This is a genomic window from Arthrobacter sp. 01T419, from assembly GCF_056398865.1.
In genome coordinates this window covers 63,112-84,390 of sequence record NZ_JBFTQF010000003.1, presented here as the reverse complement: position 1 = coordinate 84,390, position 21,279 = coordinate 63,112, and the positions used below count along the sequence as shown (strand labels likewise).

Sequence of the window (21,279 nt, the reverse complement as noted above, 5' to 3'; positions counted from 1 at the left end):
GGCTGGCATGGTGTCCTACTGACCGGGAGTGGCCGACGAAGACGGGGTCGACTTGGACAGGTGGTAGGTGACCGCGGATCCTGCGGGCACCTTCTGACCGCCGGCAGGATCGGAGCTGACGAACGTTCCAGGCGTCTGGCCGGTAGCTCCGACAACGGGCGTTCCCGGGACCCAGCGCAGACCGGCGCCTTCGATCGCAGCCTGCACTTGTGCCTCGGTGGCGCCCTTGCCGATGGTCGGAACTTGGACCGTTCCCGGGCCCTTGGAATAGGTCACGTCAATCGTGGTTCCCTTGGCGACGACCCCGGAAGGGTTTATGTCAATAACCGTTCCGGGAGTCGCGGGGTTGAAGACTTCTATGCCGTTGACGCCGAGGCCGAGCGCGCCCAGCTCGGAACGCACCTGGTCGAAAGGCCGTCCTTTGTAATGGTCCGGGGCCAGGTTGATTTCCGCAGTGGATGTGGTGGGCGTCGGGCTGGCCGAAGTCTCCGTGGCACTTGGACTCGCCGAGCTTGGCGGCGCGCTTGAAGCCTGGACCGGTGAGCTTGAGGCCGGAGCCGGATTGCTTGGCGAGAACAGCCCCGACTGGGACAGGATCACGCCAACCAAGGCGAAGAGCACGAGCACGATGAGCGCGACGAGGGGCCACGTCCACGGGCTGCGCTTCTTGCGCTGCGGCTCTGCATGGTACTCCTCTTCCTCATGGAAGTACTGGTCCTGCTCGTCAGCCTGCTCCAAACTGCGTTCGGCGGCCAGGGCATGGGCGCGGGAGAGTGCATTTCCACCCTCAGCTGCAGCACCTGCGGCGGCTCCTCCGGCTGCAGCGGCGCCGATCACCGGGAGGGCCGACGTCGACGTCGAACGCGTTTCCTTGCCGTACGGTGAGGTGACAATGCCTGTGGGGGCGGTGGCGATGTCGGTCGGTGCGGTGATGGGGCCTGTGGCGGATTCGAACAGCAACATTCCCGGCACGGCGGCGTGCGCCGCGGAAATGTCGCCTGCGCGGATAGCCTCTGCGGCTTCAGCCAGCTTGATGGCGTCTGCAGGACGGTTCTTCGGGTCCTTGGCGAGCATGGACATCAGCAGCGCGCGCACCGGAGTGGGGAGGCTCTCGGGGAGCGGCGGCGGGGCGTCGTTGACCTGGGCCAGTGCAATGGCGATTTGAGATTCACCGGAGAACGGACGATGCCCGGTGAGGCATTCGTAGCCAATAACCCCAAGGGAATATATGTCCGAGGCCCCAGTGGCCGTCTGTCCCGTTGCTTGTTCCGGAGCCAGGTACTGCGCAGTTCCCATGACCTGGCCGGTCTGCGTGAGGGGGACCTGGTCGGCGAGGCGCGCAATGCCGAAATCGGTAACCTTGACGCGGAAGTCCGGCGTGATGAGCAGGTTGCCCGGCTTGATGTCCCGGTGTACCAGGCCTTGTGCGTGCGCAGGGGCGAGCGCGCGGGCGGTCTGGGAAATGATGGACAGTGTGCGGTCCGGCGAGAGGACCTGCTCGCGTTCCAGGATGCTGCTCAACGGCTGTCCAGGTAYGAGCTCCATTACCAGGTAGGCAGATCCGTCTTCTTCTCCATAGTCGAAGACGTTGGCTATCCCCACGTGGTTAAGCAACGCGGTGTGGCGGGCTTCGGCACGGAAACGCTGAAGGAAGCCGGGGTCGCCCGTATATTCCTCTTTGAGTACCTTGATCGCGACGATCCGGCCAAGGATCTGGTCCTTGGCCCTCCAGACCTCTCCCATGCCGCCAATCGCAATGCGACTGGTCAGCTGGAATCTGCCGCCGAGGGTGATTCCTGACGTAGGTCTCACTTATTCAACACCGCCTCAAAAATCTTCTTCGCGTTCGGACTGGTTAGCTTTGCGCCGGTAGACACGTCAACACCTTCCATGACAATGGTGACGGCCACCTGCGGATCGTTGGCCGGGGCGAACCCGGTAAACCATGAGTTGTTCAGGCCGGTGTCGCCCAACTGCGCGGTGCCGGTCTTGCCGGCCACTTGGACTCCGGGGACTGCAGCGCCACTTGCAATGCCCTTTGACACAACGTCGGTCATCCACGATGTGATCTGGCTGGCGATCTCGGGCGTGGTGGAGGTGCGCAATGTCTCGGCTTTGGGTTCGCTGATGACACGGAGGTCAGGGGCGCGCACCGTCTTGATGAGGTTCGGTTTCATCTGGACGCCATGATTGGCAATTGCCGCGGTCATCAGCGCGATCTGCAGCGGAGTGGCCCTGACGTCACGCTGCCCGACGGCGGACTGGGCGAGCTGAGCCTGGTCCAAGTTCTTGGGGAAGACACTGACGGCGGACTGGAGCTTGAGGAGGTCGCCGAAATCTTGTCCGAAGCCAAACTTGTTGGCCTGGTCTGCGATGGCCTTCTGCCCCAGGTCCAGGGCGATGCTGGCAAACGGCGTGTTGCAGGACTGCTCCAAGGCGAAGGCGAAGTCGGCCGTGCTGCGAGTTGAGCAGTTGCCACCGGCATAGTTGGGGAGCGATGCACTGGAACCCGGCAAGGGCAAGCTGTCCGGGTTCGGCAGCACACTGTCCTTGTTGTACTTTCCGGAGCTCAGGGCGGCCGCGGTATCGACGAGTTTGAACACTGAACCGGGGGCCAGCAGTGCGCCGGTGGGTCCGCTCACGGATTGGTTCAGGTTGATGCCGGGAACCTGGTTGAGCTGCTCGTAACTGGCCTTTTCCTTCGCAGCATCATGCGTGGCGATCAGGTTGGGATCGTAGGACGGTTTGGAGACCATAGCGATGATGGCACCGGTCTTCGGGTTGGTGACCACGATCGAGCCACGCTGGCCGTCGGGAATGAGGTCGTAGGCGAGCTTCTGGATCGCGGGGTCGATGGTCAATTCCACCGATGCCCCCTTCGGCTGGCTGCCGAGGAAAATCTGGCTGACGCGGTCCAGGAAAAGCTGATCGGAACTGCCGGCCAGCTCGTCGCGGAGCTGCTGCTCAAGCCCAGTGGATCCGTAGGTCCTGGAGAAGTATCCGGTGATGCCAGCATAAAGCTCCGGTTGGGGGTAACTGCGCTGGTACTTGCAGGTTTCATCTCCGGCAACGGATTCGGCGATTGGCTTGCCTCCCACAATGATGGCACCGCGGTCGTTGCAGTAGTTCGCCAGGACGGCGCGCTGGTTCCACGGATTGTCATTGAGGTCGCCGGCGCCGATGACCTGGACATAGCTGATCGCGCCGAAGAGGAGGGCGAACATGGCAACGGCTGCCATCCACGAGTTGCGTATGGAATGGTTCATGGGGTCTTCACCGCCTCTGCGGGGGCATGGGTAATGGGCGTAGTGTCCACCGGGCCGCGCGCGGTGTGGGAAATCATGAGCAACAAGCCCACGATGATCCAGTTGGCAAGCAAGGAGGATCCGCCTGCCGCAAGGAACGGAGTGGTAAGGCCTGTCAGCGGGATCAGTCTTGTGACGCCGCCGATCACCACGAAGCACTGCAGAGCGATGGCGAAGGACAGGCCGCAAGCCAGGAGCTTGCCGAAGGCGTCCCGCGTGCCAAGAGCCGCGCGGAACCCGCGGGTGAAGAGCAGCAGGTAGAGCAGTACGACTGCGAAGAGTCCAATCAGGCCCAGTTCCTCACCGATGAGGGCGATGATCATGTCGCTGTTGGCGAACGGGACCAGATCGGGCCTGCCTTGGCCTAGGCCCGTGCCGGCAAGGCCGCCGTCAGCCATGCCGAAGAGCCCCTGGACAATCTGCTCGCTGCCGCCCGGAAAACGGTCGAACACTTCCGGCGTGAAGGCGTTCCACCAGCTGTCCAGGCGGAAAGCGACGTGCGAGAAGAATTTCGATGCCAGGAATCCGCCGCCCAGGATGAGCACGATGCCGATGACCACCCAGCTGATTCGGCTTGTTGCCACGTAGATCATGACGATGAACAAACCGAAGAAAAGAACCGAGGTGCCGAGATCCCGCTGGAAGACGAGGATGCCGATGCTCACGAGCCACGCCGTGATCATCGGGCCAAGGTCTTTGAAACGGGGCAGTTGCATAGGGCCGATCTTGCGGCCGGCTAGCAGGATGAGGTCCCGATTGGAGGAAAGATAGCCCGCGAAAAATATGGCCAAGGTGATTTTGGCGATTTCGCCCGGCTGGAAAGTCATGGGACCCAACCGGATCCAGACGCTGGCGCCCAGCACTTCGCCGGCGGAGATACCGGGAACGAGCGGCAGCACCAAGAGAACCGCACTGGCCGCCAGCGAGATGAAGGTGAAACGACGGAGGAGCCGGTGGTCCTTGAGCAACCAGATGACGGCGATTGACACAGCCATGGCCAGGAGGGTCCAGCGCAGTTGGTTGTTGCCGGTGTCTTCTCCTGGCTGATCCATGCGATGGATGAGGGCAAGTCCCAAGCCGTTGAGCGCGACGACGATCGGAAGCATGATCGGATCGGCATATTTAGCGCGGAACCTGAGGACCATGTGGAACGCGAAGGCGGCCACGACCAGGAGGCTCGACTGGAACCAGAAATCGCTATCGAAAGCGGCTGCGCTGTTGAGTCCGACCATCGCGCTGGCACCGATTCCGACCGCAAGCGCAAGGACCAGGAGGATGAGCTCCACGTTGCGGCGCGGTTTGGGCGTAACGAGGGCCTGGGTCATGGCGACACCGCGCACGTGGGGACCGGCGTGGACGTGGGTGACGATGTCGGCGCACTCGTAGGGCTTGGGCTCGCCGGCGTGGGGCTTGCGGTTGCGGTGGGGATTGCCGTTGGCTTGGGTGTGCCGGTGGGGCAAGTGGCCGGCAGGCCGGTAGTGCCCTTGTCCTGCAGGCTCTTCACGATCTGCTGGGCGTCGGCGAGATCGCGTGCCGGGACGGTCTGGCGAACGGCTTGTTGTGTGTATTCAGGCAGGGAGTCCATGCGAATGGTCGTCTCGGTCTCCACTTTCGAGAGCTGGAGCGGGCCAAGGCTCTGTGAAATGCCGTTGAAAATTGCGACGTGCTGGTTGAATTCACCGACGTAATACCGCGTCTGGGTCCACGCATAACCAAGCCACAACCCGGCGATCACAAAAATGGCCAAGACAGCGGCGATGGCAGGCGTCAACCAGCGCCGCTTCCGGGCGACAAGCGGTTGTGCCTCCGGGCGATCCTGTTCAGCCTTGTGGGTCAGCACCGTGGCAGCACGGCGTGCGACGCTGCGTCCGGCCACAGTGGGGATCGAACCGGTTTCTGCTGCGGTAGCGGCAGCGCCCACCAATTCGTGCGGCCGGCTTGAGAGTTCTTCGCGGAGGATCTCCGCCGACAGGTGTTCACCCAAGTGGGGGTCTGTCGCCGTCGGAGGCTCAGTGGTTCCGGTGGGCTTCGCGGGACCGGCGGCAGCGGGCTCCGTCGCGGCGGCAGACGCTCCGACGTCGGGGGTTGTTTCCGCCGGCTTTGCCACCGGCATCACCGTCGGCAAGGCCGGGCTCGGCGCAGGTCCACCGGCTGAGGCGTCTTTGGCAGGGGCTTTCGCGCCGCCGTCGAGCGTGGTTTCCTTGCTTCGATCGGCTTTTCCGGCAGTCTTGCCGTCGTCGGCTGTCTTTGGCGCGGTTGCTGCGGTCAAGTTGGGTGCGGCTACTGCTTCAGGGTTGACGACCTCGACGGCGGCCGTGCTGAGGTCTTCGCCGGTCTCTTCCACGATTTCCAGGAGCACCACGGTGACGTTGTCCGGAGCCCCATTGGCCAGTGTGAGCTCAATGAGGAGCTCGGCGCATTCGGCGAGGTCCTTGGTTTCGCGGACCACCTGCTCTACCACTGCCCCTTGGACGTAGTTCAGGCCGTCCGAGCAGAGGAGCCAGCGTTCGCCGGGTTCGACGTCGAGCGCGTCCAGGTCCAGTTCAGGGCTCGCGTCCACGTCGCCCAGAACGCGCATGAGGACGTTTTTGTGCGGGTGGGTTTCAGCTTCCTCCGGGCGCAGACGCCCTTCATCGATCAGCCTCTGGACGAAAGTGTGGTCCACGCTGATTTGCTCGAACTTGCCATTGCGCAAGCGGTAGGCGCGGGAATCGCCGATGTGGGCGAAGTGCAGCCGCCTGCTTTCAAGGAGCAAGGCCGTGACCGTGGTGCCCATTCCTGCGAGCTTCGGATCTACATGGACGAGCTCGGAAAGCAGGGAATTGGCCGTTTGGATTTCGTCTGCCAGGACAGTCTCTGCGCCGTCCGGGTAGGAATCGTGATCAAGGTGGATCATGTCCAGCACCGTGGATGCCGAGGCGACGTCGCCTCCCGCATGGCCGCCCATGCCGTCCGCGACGACCGCGAGATGGCGGCCCACATAGGCGGAGTCGTCGTTCTTCGAGCGGATACGCCCGACGTCGGACCGCGCCGCGTAGCGCATGATCAGGGGGCGTTCCGGAGGCAGTGCCTTACCCTCGGAAGTCTGGGGGGAAGCCATGGGCTACGCCCTCAATTCGATGACCGTCTTGCCGATCCTCACGGGGACGCCAAGCTCCACCGGCAGGGCGCGGGTCAACTGTTGGTCGGCAAGGTAGGTGCCGTTGGTGGAGCCGAGGTCTTCGATGAACCATCGGCTGCCCTGGGGGAATAGGCGCGCATGCCGGCCCGAGGCGTAGTCATCCTCAAGGACCAGCGTGGCCTCTTGTGCACGGCCCAGCAGGATAGGGCTCGCAGCCAAAGGAACCGTGGTCCCCTTGAGTGGACCCTCGACGACGACGAGCTGGTGCGCCTGCTGCTTCACGGGCTGGGGCGGCGCTGGAGCGAGCTCCGGATGCTTCCGTACTTCGCGCGCCGTCGGCGTTCCCATGGCAGCTTTGCGGCCGATCACGAGATCTCGACGCATCGTCGAAACGATGCTGAAGATCAACACCCACAGCAGCAGGAGGAAGCCGAAACGGAGTGCGGTGATGGTCAGTTCGCTGATGTCGCTCACGGGCGCCCACCAGAAGGCAGGGAAAGAAGTCTGAAAATGATCTTGGTCCGTCCCATGGTGATGGTGGATCCGTCCGTAAGTTCCACACTACCGTCCACTTTGTGGCCGTTGACGTAACTTCCGTTGGTGGAACCGAGGTCCACAGCGCGGACAACCCCGGCCGCCGTCTGGATTTCGAGGTGCTTGCGCGAAACACCGGTATCGTCCACCATGATGTCGGCCTCGGAGGACCTGCCCAGCACGACGGAAGGAGCGTTAAGGGAATAGCGCTGTCCACCAATGTCCAGGACAGGCTGGAGCCGTGTGGGTTCGCGACTCGGGGCTGCAGGGACATTGGGTCTCGGAGCAGCAGGCGCCGCGGAGCCGTTGGACTTTTCAGTGCTGGAGGTGATTTCGAAGTGGCCCTCGCGCTGGACTTCGTCGTGGCGGAAGGAAATCCGAACCGGTCCCTGAAGGACGTAACCTTGGCTGCGCACGTGCTGTATCACGACGTCGCACAATTCTTCGGCCAGGGGAGTTCCCCATTCTTGGGCGCGACCGAAGTCTTCATTGCTCAAGAGGACCTCGAAGACGTTGGGAGCCAAGGTCCGGCCGGCGGCGATCGTGATGGACTTATTGTCCAGTTCACGGCGAAGTCTGCTGGCTATCTCCACTGGCTCCACACGCGTACGCGACCCGGTGGAGAAGACGCCCCGGACGGCCTTTTCGATGCCGCGTTCAACTCTGTCAAGCAAACCCAAGGTCCTTCTCCTTCCGTTTCGTTGCGCTGCAGTATGAGTGGTCAGGACGAATCCCTGCAGGCGCTCTATGCAGTTGCCGGAGCGCACGCGAAGAGGCTGTCCACAATCCAGATACTACTGGGCAAGACTGTGAATGGCCTTATTCCACAACGCCCGGAAGACCAGAAAAGTTCGCTTGCGCTCCCTGTTTCGGTTCACTTGCCGCATGATTTCTGCATCCTGCGCGGATCCAACAATCCGCGGATCTGGGAGGTTCTTACGGCCCCATCCTTGGTCGATTGGTGTTTTCAAGTGATTGTCCGTTATGCTTGATCTCGCTGCTTTCGCAGGGGTGAGGCCGGGGAAACCCGGTGTGTCCCGGGCGAAAGAAGTTGCGCGCGAGTGGCGGAACGGCAGACGCGCTGGCTTCAGGTGCCAGTATCCGAAAGGGTGTGGGGGTTCAAATCCCCCCTCGCGCACGCAATTTAAGGAACCCCGGTCTTTGGATCGGGGTTCCTTTGTTTAAGCCCAACTGACTCGCACTTAATGTCGCTTTGAGCCCGTTTAGCGACATCTAATGCGAGCTAGTTTGGCTGGGTGCGCAGCGCCCCGAGCCCGGCGATCAGGGCATCCAAGCCCATGCTGAACGCGAGGTCCGAAGGGTAGTTGTTCCGCTCGGGACCCAGGCTCCGGACCGCCGAGGTGAAATGCGGAGTAGAGTCGGCCAGTTTGCCGGAATCGAAAATGTCCGCCGGAGCGTTCGCGTCGAAAGCGGCTCCGAAAATGTAGGCCTCAAGGGCCACGATGCACGGGATGATTTGCTGCTCAGGGAACCCTGCGCGGAGGAACCCCTCGGTGACGGCCTCGTACATGGCGAGGGTCTGTGGGGCGTCCGTCACCGGAAGGACCGCGATCACCGAGATCAAGGGGGTGTGCCTTGCGAAAATACCGCGGTAGGAATAGGCCCACTGCCGCACGGCGTCCTCCCAGGGCAGCGTGCTGAATCCGCCGAAGTCCACCTTGGACATCAGATCCTCTTCCACTAGCTTGAGGACGTCGTCTTTCGAGGACACATGGTTGTAGAGAGCCGACGGCGCCACGCCCAGGGATCGGGCGAGTGCGGCCATGGTGAGGCCGTCGTAGCCCTTCTTGATGACCAGTTCGAGCGCCGCGGCAGTAATTCCGTCCTGGCCCAGGACCGCCGCCATTGGCCGGCCCGCCCTGCGGCGCGCTTTGGTCTCGCCGGGAGCGGGGGTGGGTGCAGGCATCGCTGACCTTTCTGGAGGCTTGTCACCAGCATTATTCCACTGGGGTCTTCACAGCCGCGGCCAATCCAGCTACAGTTGGGATAAATGAACGTCATTCATTTATTGGTCAGCCAACGGGGACGGCCACAGAAAGGACATCATGTTGAATCTTGATCGCGACGTCGTAATTGTCGGTGCCGGTCCGTCGGGGTTGACGGCCGCACGCGAACTGAAGAAGGCCGGACTCAGCGTTGCGGTGCTTGAAGCCCGTGACCGCGTCGGTGGCCGCACCTGGACCGACACCATTGACGGGGCCATGCTGGAAATCGGTGGACAATGGGTGTCCCCGGACCAGACCGCCCTCATGGGGCTCTTGGACGAGCTGGGCCTGAAGATGTACTCCCGCTATCGCGACGGCGAATCGGTGTACTTGGCACCGGACGGAAGCCGCACCCGCTACACCGGGGCTTCCTTCCCGGTCAGCGAGACCACCGCAGCCGAAATGGACAAGCTCACCGCCATCCTGGACAGCCTTGCCGCCGAGATTGGCCCTGAAGAACCCTGGGCCCACCCGAAGGCCCGCGAATTGGACACCATCTCCTTCCACCATTGGCTGCGCCAGAACTCGACGGACGAGGAAGCCTGCAACAACATCGGCCTCTTCATCGCCGGCGGAATGCTCACCAAGCCGGCACACGCTTTCTCGGCACTGCAGGCAGTGCTGATGGCGGCTTCGGCAGGTTCCTTCTCCAATCTCACAGACGAAGACTTCATCCTGGACAAGCGTGTTATCGGCGGCATGCAGCAGGTTTCCCTGCTGATCGCCGCAGAGTTGGGCGACGACGTCGTACTTAACAGCCCGGTCCGCACCATCAATTGGGAGCCGGCCGGTGAAGGCCACCGCGTCACCGTTGAGTCCGAGCGCGCAACCGTCAACGCGCGGTTCGTCATCATGGCCGTCCCGCCGAACTTGTACTCCCGCGTATCCTTCAACCCGCCGCTGCCGCGCCGCCAGCACCAGATGCACCAGCACCAGTCCCTCGGCTTGGTCATCAAGGTCCACGCCGTCTACAGCACGCCGTTCTGGCGTGAAGACGGGCTGTCCGGCACGGGTTTCGGCGCCGGCGCCCTGGTCCAGGAGGTCTACGACAACACCAACCACGGAGACACCCGTGGCACCCTGGTGGGCTTCATCTCGGACGAAAAGGCAGACGCCGTCTTCGAACTGAGCGCAGAGGACCGCAAGAAGGCCGTCCTTGAGTCGATCGCGGGCTTCCTTGGCGAGAAGGCCCTTGACGCCGAGGTCTACTACGAATCCGATTGGGGTTCCGAGGAATGGACTCGGGGAGCCTACGCGTCTAGTTACGACCTTGGCGGCTTGCACCGCTACGGCAAGGACCAGCACGCCAACGTTGGACCTATCTACTGGTCCTCCTCCGATCTGGCTGCCGAAGGCTACCAGCACGTGGACGGCGCAGTCCGGATGGGCCAGGCAACTGCCGCCCGGATCGTCACCGCCAACAACCGCATCGCTGCGGTTCCGGTCGCTTAGGAAGCGTTACTAAATCCACACGTGAGGTCTCGACTCTTTCGCCAGGTGAAAGGGTCGAGACCTCACGCATGAAAGTCCGTCCCCGATTTCCTCGCCAAGATTGTTGAACAATCTTGGCGTTTCAGGCATGATAGTGAGGTATTCAACCTGAGACGGGGATCACAATGCCTTATATCGACCTCAACAGCGACGTCGGAGAATCCTTCGGCAACTGGACCATGGGCAACGACGCCGCAGTCTTCCGCTACGTGTCGAGCGCCAACGTGGCTTGCGGATTCCACGCCGGGGACCCCAGCACCATCGCCAGCACGTGCCGTGAAGCAGTCGCTGGCGGAGTGACGATCGGTGCGCACGTAGGCTACCGGGACCTCGCAGGCTTTGGCCGACGCTTCCTGGACTGCTCCGCCACGGAACTGGCCGACGACGTTCTCTACCAACTCGGCGCGCTTCAGGCCCTGGCCCGTGCTGCCGGCGCCGAGGTCAAGTACGTCAAACCGCACGGTGCCCTCTACAACACGATCGTCCACCACGAGGTCCACGCCCAGGCAGTAGCCGACGCCGTCCATGCCTTTAGTCCCGAACTCCCACTCCTTCTCCTGCCGGGCTCGGTTGCCCTCGCCAAAGCCGAAGCGAAGGGCCTCCGAGCCGTAACCGAGGCCTTCGCCGACCGTGCCTACAACCCGGACGGCACCCTCGTATCCCGCCGCGAAGAAGGCGCCGTCCTGCACGATCACGCTGCCATCACGGAGAACATGGTCCGCCTGGCAACAGAGGGCAAGCTCGTGGCCCGCGACGGTTCCGTGCTGGACGTCCACGCCGAAAGCATCTGCGTCCACGGAGACACTCCCGGCGCCGTCGCCATGGCAGCCGCCGTCCGCTCCGGGCTCGAAGCCGCCGGAGTCACCGTGCGGAGCTTCGCGTGAGCGTCACGGGAATACGCTGGTCTGGTCCGCGCGCCCTGCTGGTGGAATTCTCCGACCTCGCTTCCGTGCTGGCGTTCCATTCCCGGCTGCTCGCCGAGCCGCTTCCGGGCCAGCTCGACGCGATCGCCGCGGCAGCGACCGTACTACTCAAGTTCGGCACGCACGCCGAGGCACTTGCCGCGCGCACCGCCGTCGGGCACGTTGACATGAGCGCGGTGCCGCAAGACAGTTCCCGCGAGGTCACCATTGAGGTGGTGTACGACGGCGAGGACCTCGCCGAGGTGGGCATGCTCACCGGGCTGGGGGAGGAAGGGGTCGTGGCCGCCCACACTGGACAGCTCTGGACGGCAGCGTTTGGCGGATTCGCCCCGGGCTTCACCTATCTGCTCGGCGAGAACCACAGCCTCGACGTTCCTCGTCGAACCTCACCCCGCACCTCGGTTCCAGCCGGGTCCGTGGCGCTCGGCGGCACGTTCTCCGCGGTTTACCCGCGGCAGTCCCCGGGCGGCTGGCAGTTGATTGGACGCACGACGGCGGTCCTCTGGGACCTCGAGCGGGAGTCGCCGGCGCTCGTCCGTCCGGGAGATAGGGTCCGGTATGTGGCGGTCCGGGAGGTGGTTGAGGTGACGCCCTCGCCACGGGTGGTTGCCGATGAAGTCACCGGTCCCGCCTTGGTGGTTGGCTCACCTGGCCTGCAATCCCTGATCCAGGATCTCGGCCGCCCCGGTCTGGGGGACTTGGGAGTGTCCGCCGCGGGTGCCGCGGACCAGCAATCGGCCCGACAGGCCAACCGTTTGGTAGGCAACGAACCCGGCGCCGCCGTTGTGGAAACGGTGCTGGGCGGACTTTCGGTCCGGGCCGTCGGTGACCAGGTGCTCGCTCTTGCCGGAGCGGTGGTGCCCTTGGAAATCCGTGATGCATCGGGGGCTCCGGCCCGCTGCGCCGCCATGTGCGCGCCCTTCGCTCTCCTGGATGGGGAAACCCTCAGCCTGGGCGCAGCTACCCGAGGGGCCCGAAGCTACCTTGCCGTCCGCGGCGGGATTGATGTGCACCCGGTGCTCGGCAGCCGCTCAAGCGACTCGATGTCCGGAATCGGTCCCGCGCTGTTGTCGGTCGGGACTCGCCTCCCAGTTGGAAGAGCGCCGCTCTTCCAGATGGTCGGCGCTCCCGAGGAATCGACGCTGCGGCTAGGAGCGGGCGCGGCGGAACTCCGCGTCACCTTGGGCCCGCGGGACGACTGGTTCGACGCTGGAGCCCTCAAAGCGCTCACGGAGCAGGGCTGGATCACCACCGAGCAGTCCAACAGGATCGGTGTCAGGCTTATGCCCGGCAGCCCAGGCCGGCGCCTCGAACGAAACTGTGCTCCCGGCCGCGGCGTTGGCGAGCTCCCCAGCGAAGGCGCCGTTGCCGGCGCACTCCAAGTGCCGCCCAGCGGCCATCCCGTCCTCTTCCTGGCCGACCACCCGGTGACCGGCGGATATCCGGTGATTGCCGTCGTCGTACCCGAAGACCTACCGACGGCGGCGCAGCTGCCGCCCGGTCACAGCGTGCGGTTCACGATCGTGGACCCCGCAACCCTCGAACCACTTGAAGTTGCCGTTGCTGGCGCTGTATCCGAAGGAACCCAGCCATGAAAAAGGTCCTGATCGCCAACCGCGGCGAAATCGCCGTGCGGATTGCGCGTGCCTGCTCCGACGAGGGCTTGCAGTCTGTTGCCGTGTATTCGGATCCCGACGCCGATGCCCTCCACGTACGGTTTGCCGACGAGGCCTACGCACTGGGCGGTTCCACCGGCGCCGAGACATACCTGGACATCGCCAAGCTGATCGACGTCGCCCGCCGCGCCGGTGCCGACGCCGTGCACCCCGGATATGGCTTCCTGTCCGAGAACGCCGACTTCGCGCAGGCCGTGATCGACGCAGGCCTTACGTGGATCGGCCCCGCGCCGCAGTCGATCCGGGAGCTAGGCAATAAGGTGACGGCCCGCGAGATCGCCGTCCGCGCCGGGGCTCCACTGGTTCCCGGCAGCGATGGGCCCGTAGCCAACGCGGCGGAGGTCCTTGCTTTTGCCTTGGAATACGGCATGCCCGTGGCCATTAAGGCTGCTTTTGGCGGGGGTGGGCGCGGGCTCAAGATTGCGCGACGCCTGGAAGACATCGAGGACGCCTTCGAATCAGCAGTGCGCGAATCCAAGGTGGCGTTCGGACGCGACGAATGCTTCGTGGAGCGTTTCCTGGACCAGCCAAGGCACGTCGAGGCTCAGGTCCTGGCCGATATGCACGGCAACGTTGTGGTGCTCGGTACCCGTGACTGCTCCCTGCAGCGCCGCAACCAGAAGCTCGTGGAAGAGGCTCCGGCGCCGTTCTTGAGCGCCGAGCAACGGTCCCTGATCCATGAATCGGCCAAGGCTATTTGCCGTGAGGCCGGATACTACGGTGCCGGAACTGTGGAATACCTCGTGGCCGTGGATGGCACCATCTCCTTCCTCGAGGTCAACACGCGCCTGCAGGTTGAGCATCCCGTTACCGAGGAAACGTGCGGTGTGGACTTGGTCCGCGAGCAGTTCCGGATCGCCGCGGGCGGTACCCTCTCCCTGACCGAGGACCCCGAACCGACCGGCCACGCCTTCGAATTCCGCCTCAACGCCGAGGATCCTGCTCGCGGCTTCTTGCCTGGCCCCGGCACGGTGGACGTGTTCGAAGCGCCCACCGGTCCGGGCATCCGCGTGGACTCGGGCGTTCGATCAGGATCGGTGGTTCCCGGAGAATACGATTCTCTCCTGGCCAAGCTGATTGTCCGTGGCGAAAACCGGCAGCAGGCCTTACGCCGTGCCAAGGCTGCCCTGGACGAGATGCAGATCAAGGGTTTGCCCACCGTCCTGCCGTTCCACCGGGCCGTGGTCCGGCACGAGGCCTTCACCTCGGAGGACAAGCTCGGTGTCTACACCACGTGGATTGAGACCGAGTTCGCCGAAGCGCTGGCCGCGTCGCCGGAGCTCGCCCGTGTGGCCCCCGGCTCCGAACGCAGCACGTTCACGGTGGAGCTGGACGGGAGGGCGGTCCAGCTGGGGCTCCCCGTCCGGTTGTTTGAAGCGCTGATGAGCGGCGGCGGCGGTGGTGGTTCCGCGGCTTCGGCTGCGGCTCCCTTGGTGGCCGACGACGCCGGGCTGGCCTCCCCGATGTCCGGCTCGCTGGTGAAATGGCTGGTCGAGGACGGGGTGGCCGTGGAAGCTGGCCAACCAGTGGCGGTGTTGGAGGCCATGAAGATGGAAACCACTGTCCCAGCCCACCGTTCCGGCACCGTGGCACGTGGTCCGCAAGAGCCAGGGGCCGCCGTCGGGCGCGGAGAGGTGCTGGCGAGCATCGGCTGAGGCGTTCGCGCGCACATTCTGCTGGATCATCAGCGGCGGAACCGACTTTTTGCCGCGGATTTCCGGGCCTTGTCCGAGGCTTGGACGGAATGATCCAGCAGAATGTGTCGAGGTGATGGTTCGGTAGATTTGGAGGCATGCCCATGAACGCTGCGCTTCAAGGAATCGCCGACGCCGGCCACGCCACCCATGCCCATACTGGAGCGTGGGTTGCCGCCCAGCTTCGCCAGCGCATTTCGGACGGTTTGTTGCCGCCCGGCACGAAGCTCTCCGAGCAAGCCCTGTCCGAGGCCCTCGGAGTTTCCCGGAACACCCTGCGGGAGGCTTTCACCGTGCTTGCCGGTGAATCAGTGGTCCAGCGCATCCCTAACCGCGGGGTGTTCGTTGCTGCCCCCGGAGCCGACGACGTCCGGGAAATCTACCGGGTGCGTCGCCTCATCGAGCCGGCCGCCGTCCTATGGGGCGATGTCCCGGCTGGAGCCCTTGATGCCATGGACGTCATTATCGACAAAGCCCGGGCTGCCCTCGCCGAGGGATCGGTCGCTGGGATGGCGGACGCCAACCAGGAGCTCCACAAGGCCCTGGTGTCGTTGTCCGGAAGTGCTTCCCTGGACGCATTGATGGAGAAAGTGCTGGCCGAGATGCGATTGGTATTCCACGCCATGGCAACCACGCCCGACTTCCACGGCCATTATGTGGAACGCAATGCCGCCTTGGTTGCCCAGATCCGTAACGGTCAGCGCGAAGAGGCCGCGACCGAGTTGCGCCGTTACCTGGACGGTGCGGAGCACGAGCTCCTGGTGCACATCGGAGCTATTCCCTAAGGCCTGGCCATTGGGTTTCGGTGGTCAATCACGAAACCAAAGTGAGCATATGGACCACTGCCTGAAACCGGTGTCATTGAAATTCTTACCGGATTGTTTGACCGGGCAGTGTTTGCCTGAATACGGCCAATTTTGATGTAGATTCTATTCATGGATTCCCTGCCGCATCGGACTGCAAGCCTCATGGATGTTGCGCGCCTCGCCGGCGTTTCACGTTCGACGGCGGCACGGGCATTGGGTGGGTATGGATCCGTCAGCAGCGAGCTTGTCGCCATGGTGGTCGCTGCCGCGGAAACCCTGGGATACCGCGGAAATGCCCTTGCCCGCAGTGTTAGCTCGGGGCGGTCCCACACGATCGGCGTGGTTGTCAGCGACATTGAGAATCCATATTTTGCCCGGGCAGTCCGGGGTATCGCGGACAAAGCCAAAGAATCCGGGTTCGACGTCATCCTTGCCAACACGGATGAGAACGTCGAGGCGGAAAGGGCTGCGGTTCAGGTTTTCCTCGACAAGAGGGTGGATGGATTGATAGTTGCTTCCGCGACGCGGAGCGACTCGGCACATTTGCTTGATGTGGTCAGGATGGAAAGGCCCCTGGTCCTGTTTGACCGGCGGCCGGACGACGTCGTTGCGGACCGGGTCGGGACGGATTCATACAGTGACGCCCGCAAGGTTCTGGCCCACTTGGCGGAACATGGTCACCGAAGGATTGCTTTCGTCTCGGCGACCACCAAGACGCCGGCGGAACTGGAAGCAGGGCACCCGTTGCCCATTTCGACCATTGCGGACCGCGTGCGCGCCATCAAGGACGAGTCCGCCGCGACCGGGCTGGAGTACCAGTTCGTTTCGGGAGTCATGACTCCTGAGCTCATACACGCTGCCGTAACTGAGCTGCTGCGCTCTCCAGCGCGCCCCACCGCGCTGATCATGTCTTACAGCCGGTTAGCCCTTCCTGCCTTTCAGGCCATCAAGGCGCTCGGGCTGCGGGTTCCGGATGACGTGTCCTTGGTTTGCCTGGATGACACCGACTGGATGACCGTCAGCGCGCCTCCCGTTTCCGCTGTGCACGTCCCGTCATATGAATTGGGGGTTCGTGCCGCGGAGATCCTGCTCGCCAGGATTGCCGGCGGCGGGCCTGAATCAATGGATCATCTCCTTCCCACTGAGTTCGTGGAACGCGAATCGGTGGGACACCTGAGCCTTGCGACTCCGTAATTTCCTCGTGCTGACAGCGGGCGGTTAGTCGGCTACCTGGCCCGCTTCTCACCGCGGCAGAGCGCGCCTTCCAACCGCGCCTGCCGGGCGCCGCGCTTGCCTTGAATCCTGCCTCAACGCGCCGACGTCGATGTAGCAAACCAAAAAACTATTGATGAAGATACCGGTGTCCTGTACGGTTCGTCAGAAGAGACACCGGTCTCTCCAAAGAGAATGATACCGGTGTCTCAAATGGCGATGACGCATGTTTCAAGCATGAACATTCTCTGTAAATTGCATGTTTCGATCGCAGAAATATCTCAAATTTCATTGACCTCGCTGGTTTACTAAGGAAATACTTTAGTTGCACCCAAGGTGACGTAGCTCACCGGATGCAACTCACCACTGGCAAGACACCGATAGATCTAGGAGTTTCACTCATGACAGGACAGACCAAGCTGTGGGGCGGCAGGTTCGCCGGCACGTCAAGTCCGGAGCTGTCCCGCTTTTCCCGTTCTGACCCCCGCTACTTTGCCTTGGCCCCTTATGACCTCCATGGTTCCCGCGCCCACGTCAGGGAGTTGAACCGGGCAGGACTCATCAATGACGACGAGTTGCCCGGCTTCCTCACCACGATCGACGAGTTGGCGCATGATGTTGTGCAGGGCAAAGCAATTCCGCAGCAGGGGGACGAAGATGTCCACACCTTCTTGGAGCGCTTGCTGATCGAGCGAATGGGACCCGTCGGCGGCAAGATCCGGGCGGGGCGGTCCCGCAATGACCAGGCAGCCAACGATCTCCGCCTCTACATGCGGGACAAGGTCCGCGGGGTCAGCGCCCTCGTGCTGGAGTTGGCCGAGGCTCTGGCAGGGCAGGCCGAGCAGCACCTTCACACTCCGGTGCCGGGATTCACCCACCTTCAGTCGGCCCAGCCCGTGGTCTTCGCCCACCAGCTTCTGGCCCACGCCCAGCCGCTGCTGCGGGACTTGCACCGCTTCCAGGACTGGGACCGCCGCTCGGCTGTCTCTCCGCTCGGAGCAGCGGCTCTTGCCGGTTCCACTTTCGCGCTCCAACCGGAGCTTGCAGCCCGGGAGCAGGGGTACGAGACGAGCGCCGAGAACTCGATCGACGCCGTCGGAAGCAGGGATGCGGCGATCGAATTCCTGTTCGTCTGCTCGTTGACCTTGATCGACATCTCCCGGCTGTGCGAAGAGATCATCTCCTGGGCATCGCAGCAATTCGGCTGGATCCGCATGGATGACGCCTACTGCACGGGCAGCTCGATCATGCCGCAGAAGAAGAACCCGGACATCGCCGAAATCGCCCGGGGAAAGTCGGGCCGGGTCCTCGGCGACCTCATGGGCCTCATGGCCAGCGTCAAGTCGCTTCCCTTGGCATACAACCGGGACCTCGCGGAAGACAAGAACGCAGTCTTCGATGCCGTCGACACCCTGGAGGTGGCACTTCCGGCCCTCAGCGGGCTAGTGCGAACCTTCACTGTCAACGTCGAGGTCACCACAAAGCAGGCGACGGCGGGGTTCACCCTCGCGACGGAAGTCGCCGATTGGCTCGCCAAGCAGGACATCCCGTTCAGCGAGGCGCATGAGATTTCGGGAGCCTTGGTCCGTTTCTGCGAAACGAACGGACTGGACTACGGGGATCTCAGCACTGAACAGCTCGCATCCGTGGACCCGCGCCTCACCCCCGAGGTGAAATCGGTCCTGACGATCGAAGCCGCCCTTGAGGCACACTCGGGCTTCGGCGGAACCGCACCGCATCGCGTTGCGGAACAGCTCACCCGCCTGCGGGCAAACCTCGACCAGGTGAAGAGCTGGACCGGCAACTATCAAGGCCTGCGGGTCACGCCGGAAGACCAAGGCTAGAAAGGGTGGTCCGTGCCATGACCACGCTCTCTGCCGCACATCGATCCCCAACCTAGGAACAGCCAGGAACAGCTATGAATACTCAAATCGAGCCGCGCGTCGCGAGCGACGTGCCGGAGCTGAAAATTGTCCCGCGCCGCCACATAGGTCGCTGGGCCGGGGCGGCCTTGGTGGTGCTCCTGTTGGTTTGGCTGGGAATCTCCTTTTCCCGTGCACAGATCGACTGGGCAACTGTCCAGGAATACCTGGCGGTCCCGGTGTTGATCCAGGGCATCGGGGTGGCAATTGTCCTCACGGTGATCGCCATGGTCATCGGACTCGTCCTGGGCGTCGTCACGGCCGTCATGCGCTTGTCCAAGAACCCGGTGGTGTCAGGTGTGGCCTGGCTGTACATCTGGGTCTTCCGTGGAACTCCGGTCTACCTGCAATTGCTCATGTGGTTCAACTTGGCCCTGATCTTCCCGTACATCGGTATCCCGGGGGTGTTCCAGGGCCGGATGATCGACCTTCTGACCCCGTTCGTGGCGGCCTCGATCGGCCTTGGCCTCAATCAGGGCGCCTACACCTCGGAGGTAGTGCGGGGCGGGATCCTGTCCGTCGATGAGGGACAGACCGAAGCCGCACAGGCAATCGGCATGACCCGACTCCAGGCGATGCGGAAGATCGTCCTTCCGCAGGCTATGCGGGTCATCATCCCGCCCGTTGGCAACGAAGTGATCGGCATGCTCAAGACCACCTCGCTCGCCTCGGCCATCGGCGTCAGCGAAATCCTCTCCGAAGCCCAGCACATCTACTACGTGAACAACCGAATCATGGAGCTCCTGATCGTCTGCGCGGTCTGGTATTTGGGAGCTGTTTCGCTCCTGAGCATCGGGCAGTTCTACCTGGAACACTTCTTCGCCAAGGGTTCCTCCAGCAAGCAGCTTCCACTGACACCGCTTCAGCGGCTGAAGAGCATCTTCGGCACGAACAGAAAGGCCATCCGATGAGCGACGTCCTTGTCAGGGCCGAAAACGTCCACAAGAGCTTCGGCCTCAACGAGGTCCTGAAAGGGATCAACCTTGAGGTCAAGTCCGGCGAAGTGGTGTGCCTGCTAGGGGCCTCGGGATCCGGCAAAAGCACCTTCCTGCGCTGCATCAACCACCTTGAGACGCTTTCCAATGGCCGTATCTGGGTTGGCGAAAGTGTGGTGGGCTACCGCCAGGACGGGAACCGCCTGTTTGAACTTTCGGACAAGCAAGCTGCCCGGCAGAGGCAGTCCATCGGCATGGTCTTCCAGAGGTTCAACCTGTTTCCGCACATGACCGTCCTCGACAACATCATCGAGGGCCCCGTCTTGGTCAAGAAGGAGAAACCGGCCGAAGCCCGCAAATTCGCTTCGGAACTGCTGGCCCGGGTGGGGCTCGCAGGCCGGGAGGACTCCTACCCTCGGCAGCTCTCCGGAGGCCAGCAGCAGCGCGTGGCAATCGCCCGGGCGCTTGCCATGAGACCGGAGTTGATCCTTTTCGATGAGCCGACGTCGGCGCTGGACCCTGAGCTCGTGGGCGAAGTCCTCGATGTCATGAAGGACCTCGCACGCTCGGGCCTCACCATGATCGTGGTGACGCACGAAATCGGCTTCGCCAAGGAAGTCGCAGACCGTGTGGCCTTCATGCACAACGGGCAGATCGTCGAGATGGGCCCGCCGTCCGAAGTCATCGGAAACCCCCAGCACGAACGTACGCAGGCTTTCCTGTCCCGCGTCCTGTAGCCCCTTACCCCAACCGCATCCCTCACAACAACGGAGCCATCATGAAGCACCTCAAGACCGCCGCCCGCCTCGCCGCGGTGGCCGCCGCCGCAACCTTCGGCCTGACCGCCTGCGTGGGTGGACCGGTGGCCGCACCTTCTGCATCCGCACCTGCCGGTCTTCCGCAGGAAATCAAGGATGCCGGAAAACTCCGCATCGGGCTCTCTCCCGATTTCCCCCCGATGGAATTCCGGGACAATGACAAGAACCTGGCCGGCCTCGACATCGAGCTCCAGCAGAAGCTCGGCGAAGCCCTCGGCGTGAAGGTTGAAGTAGTGGAATCGCCGTTCGACCAGCTGATCAACTCGGCCCAGACCGGCCGGGTCGATGTGGTCATGTCCGGCATCTCGGACACCATGGAGCGCCAAAAGAGCGCGGACTTCGTGGACTACTTCAAGTCCCAAGGCCGCTTGTACACATCGGGAAGCCGAGCCGGCGAGTTCACCAAGCAACAGGATGCCTGCGGCAAGAAGCTGGCTGTGAGCGGAAAGACCGATTATTTCGAGCAGGTCAAGGCGCTGAGCAAGACCCTCTGCACGGACAAGGGCCTGCCGGAGATCAGTATCCTTCCCACGGACTCCGGGGCAGCAGCACGCTTGCAGATCGACCAGGGACGCGTGGACCTTGCCGTCCAGGGCGCCGAAAACCTCGCGTACTTCGACAAGACCGAGCCCGGGAAATACAAGGCCGTGCTTGATTCCCTTCCGGCCAAGCCGTTCGGCATCCTTGCCAAAAAGGGCAACACGCAACTGGTGAACGCCATCCAAGACGCCCTCAACAAGGTCAAAGCCAGCGGCGACTACCAGAAAATCCTGGACAAGTGGGGCCTCGGCTATGGCTCCATGACCCCGGAAGTCAACGGCGTCAAGTCTTGATTC

Annotated in this window: 17 protein-coding genes and 1 tRNA gene; 11 read left to right on the top strand and 7 right to left on the bottom strand. The window is 63.2% G+C overall.

Translation table 11 applies throughout. The annotated features are described in order from the left end of the window. Window positions 1-15 precede the first annotated feature (15 nt). Genes AC1DLO_RS06365 through AC1DLO_RS06340 form a run of 6 tightly spaced genes read right to left on the bottom strand, consistent with a single transcriptional unit; the run spans window position 16 to window position 7,640 of the window. Window positions 16-1,812: a protein kinase domain-containing protein gene (locus tag AC1DLO_RS06365; protein ID WP_476914431.1), complete on the bottom strand. Its 1,797-nt coding sequence runs from the start codon at window positions 1,810-1,812 to the stop codon at window positions 16-18. Further along, the gene (locus tag AC1DLO_RS06360) at window positions 1,809-3,266 is read right to left on the bottom strand and encodes a peptidoglycan D,D-transpeptidase FtsI family protein (protein WP_476888844.1); all 1,458 of its coding nucleotides are present in this window, start codon (window positions 3,264-3,266) and stop codon (window positions 1,809-1,811) included. Before AC1DLO_RS06360 ends, AC1DLO_RS06365 begins: the two co-directional genes overlap by 4 nt. Continuing rightward, window positions 3,263-4,630 carry an FtsW/RodA/SpoVE family cell cycle protein gene (locus AC1DLO_RS06355; RefSeq protein ID WP_476888843.1) on the bottom strand — a complete coding sequence of 456 codons (1,368 nt, stop codon included), beginning with the start codon at window positions 4,628-4,630 and terminating at the stop codon, window positions 3,263-3,265. The genes AC1DLO_RS06360 and AC1DLO_RS06355 overlap by 4 nt, the downstream gene beginning before the upstream one ends. After that, on the bottom strand, window positions 4,627-6,405 hold the full coding sequence (locus AC1DLO_RS06350) for a PP2C family protein-serine/threonine phosphatase (RefSeq protein ID WP_476888842.1): 1,779 nt from the start codon (window positions 6,403-6,405) through the stop codon (window positions 4,627-4,629). Before AC1DLO_RS06350 ends, AC1DLO_RS06355 begins: the two co-directional genes overlap by 4 nt. A 3-nt stretch (window positions 6,406-6,408) precedes the next feature. After that, window positions 6,409-6,891: an FHA domain-containing protein FhaB/FipA gene (locus AC1DLO_RS06345; protein ID WP_476889074.1), complete on the bottom strand. Its 483-nt coding sequence runs from the start codon at window positions 6,889-6,891 to the stop codon at window positions 6,409-6,411. Window positions 6,892-6,896: 5 nt separating this feature from the next. After that, a complete protein-coding gene (locus tag AC1DLO_RS06340; protein WP_476888841.1) occupies window positions 6,897-7,640 on the bottom strand; it encodes an FhaA domain-containing protein in 744 nt (247 codons plus the stop codon). Window positions 7,641-8,015: 375 nt separating this feature from the next. On the opposite strand from AC1DLO_RS06340, the gene AC1DLO_RS06335 reads away from it, so the two are divergent. Beyond that, window positions 8,016-8,098 (top strand) — tRNA-Leu (locus tag AC1DLO_RS06335). 105 nt (window positions 8,099-8,203) lie between these two features. Here the strand turns inward: AC1DLO_RS06335 and AC1DLO_RS06330 are convergent. Then, window positions 8,204-8,887: a TetR/AcrR family transcriptional regulator gene (locus tag AC1DLO_RS06330; protein ID WP_476888840.1), complete on the bottom strand. Its 684-nt coding sequence runs from the start codon at window positions 8,885-8,887 to the stop codon at window positions 8,204-8,206. A gap of 139 nt (window positions 8,888-9,026) precedes the next feature. Here AC1DLO_RS06330 and AC1DLO_RS06325 point away from each other — a divergent pair, with 139 nt between their 5' ends. The 10 genes from AC1DLO_RS06325 to AC1DLO_RS06280 all read left to right on the top strand — a co-directional run bounded on the left by AC1DLO_RS06325 (window position 9,027) and on the right by AC1DLO_RS06280 (window position 21,276). After that, the gene (locus tag AC1DLO_RS06325) at window positions 9,027-10,418 is read left to right on the top strand and encodes a flavin monoamine oxidase family protein (protein ID WP_476888839.1); all 1,392 of its coding nucleotides are present in this window, start codon (window positions 9,027-9,029) and stop codon (window positions 10,416-10,418) included. 164 nt (window positions 10,419-10,582) lie between these two features. Beyond that, window positions 10,583-11,341: a LamB/YcsF family protein gene (locus AC1DLO_RS06320; RefSeq protein WP_476888838.1), complete on the top strand. Its 759-nt coding sequence runs from the start codon at window positions 10,583-10,585 to the stop codon at window positions 11,339-11,341. Then, on the top strand, window positions 11,338-12,975 hold the full coding sequence (locus AC1DLO_RS06315; protein WP_476888837.1) for a 5-oxoprolinase subunit B/C family protein: 1,638 nt from the start codon (window positions 11,338-11,340) through the stop codon (window positions 12,973-12,975). Before AC1DLO_RS06320 ends, AC1DLO_RS06315 begins: the two co-directional genes overlap by 4 nt. Continuing rightward, window positions 12,972-14,711 carry an acetyl/propionyl/methylcrotonyl-CoA carboxylase subunit alpha gene (locus AC1DLO_RS06310; RefSeq protein WP_476888836.1) on the top strand — a complete coding sequence of 580 codons (1,740 nt, stop codon included), beginning with the start codon at window positions 12,972-12,974 and terminating at the stop codon, window positions 14,709-14,711. Before AC1DLO_RS06315 ends, AC1DLO_RS06310 begins: the two co-directional genes overlap by 4 nt. 137 nt (window positions 14,712-14,848) lie before the next feature. Further along, the gene (locus AC1DLO_RS06305) at window positions 14,849-15,535 is read left to right on the top strand and encodes a GntR family transcriptional regulator (RefSeq protein WP_184741243.1); all 687 of its coding nucleotides are present in this window, start codon (window positions 14,849-14,851) and stop codon (window positions 15,533-15,535) included. 150 nt (window positions 15,536-15,685) lie between these two features. Continuing rightward, a complete protein-coding gene (locus AC1DLO_RS06300; RefSeq protein WP_476888835.1) occupies window positions 15,686-16,750 on the top strand; it encodes a LacI family DNA-binding transcriptional regulator in 1,065 nt (354 codons plus the stop codon). Between the two features lie 419 nt (window positions 16,751-17,169). Beyond that, the gene (gene argH, locus AC1DLO_RS06295) at window positions 17,170-18,612 is read left to right on the top strand and encodes an argininosuccinate lyase (protein ID WP_476888834.1); all 1,443 of its coding nucleotides are present in this window, start codon (window positions 17,170-17,172) and stop codon (window positions 18,610-18,612) included. 74 nt (window positions 18,613-18,686) lie between these two features. After that, on the top strand, window positions 18,687-19,601 hold the full coding sequence (locus tag AC1DLO_RS06290; protein ID WP_476888833.1) for an amino acid ABC transporter permease: 915 nt from the start codon (window positions 18,687-18,689) through the stop codon (window positions 19,599-19,601). Beyond that, entirely contained in the window at window positions 19,598-20,362 is a 765-nt protein-coding gene (locus AC1DLO_RS06285; RefSeq protein WP_476888832.1) for an amino acid ABC transporter ATP-binding protein, read from the top strand. Before AC1DLO_RS06290 ends, AC1DLO_RS06285 begins: the two co-directional genes overlap by 4 nt. 41 nt (window positions 20,363-20,403) lie before the next feature. Continuing rightward, on the top strand, window positions 20,404-21,276 hold the full coding sequence (locus AC1DLO_RS06280; protein WP_476888831.1) for an ABC transporter substrate-binding protein: 873 nt from the start codon (window positions 20,404-20,406) through the stop codon (window positions 21,274-21,276). Window positions 21,277-21,279: the final 3 nt, after the last annotated feature.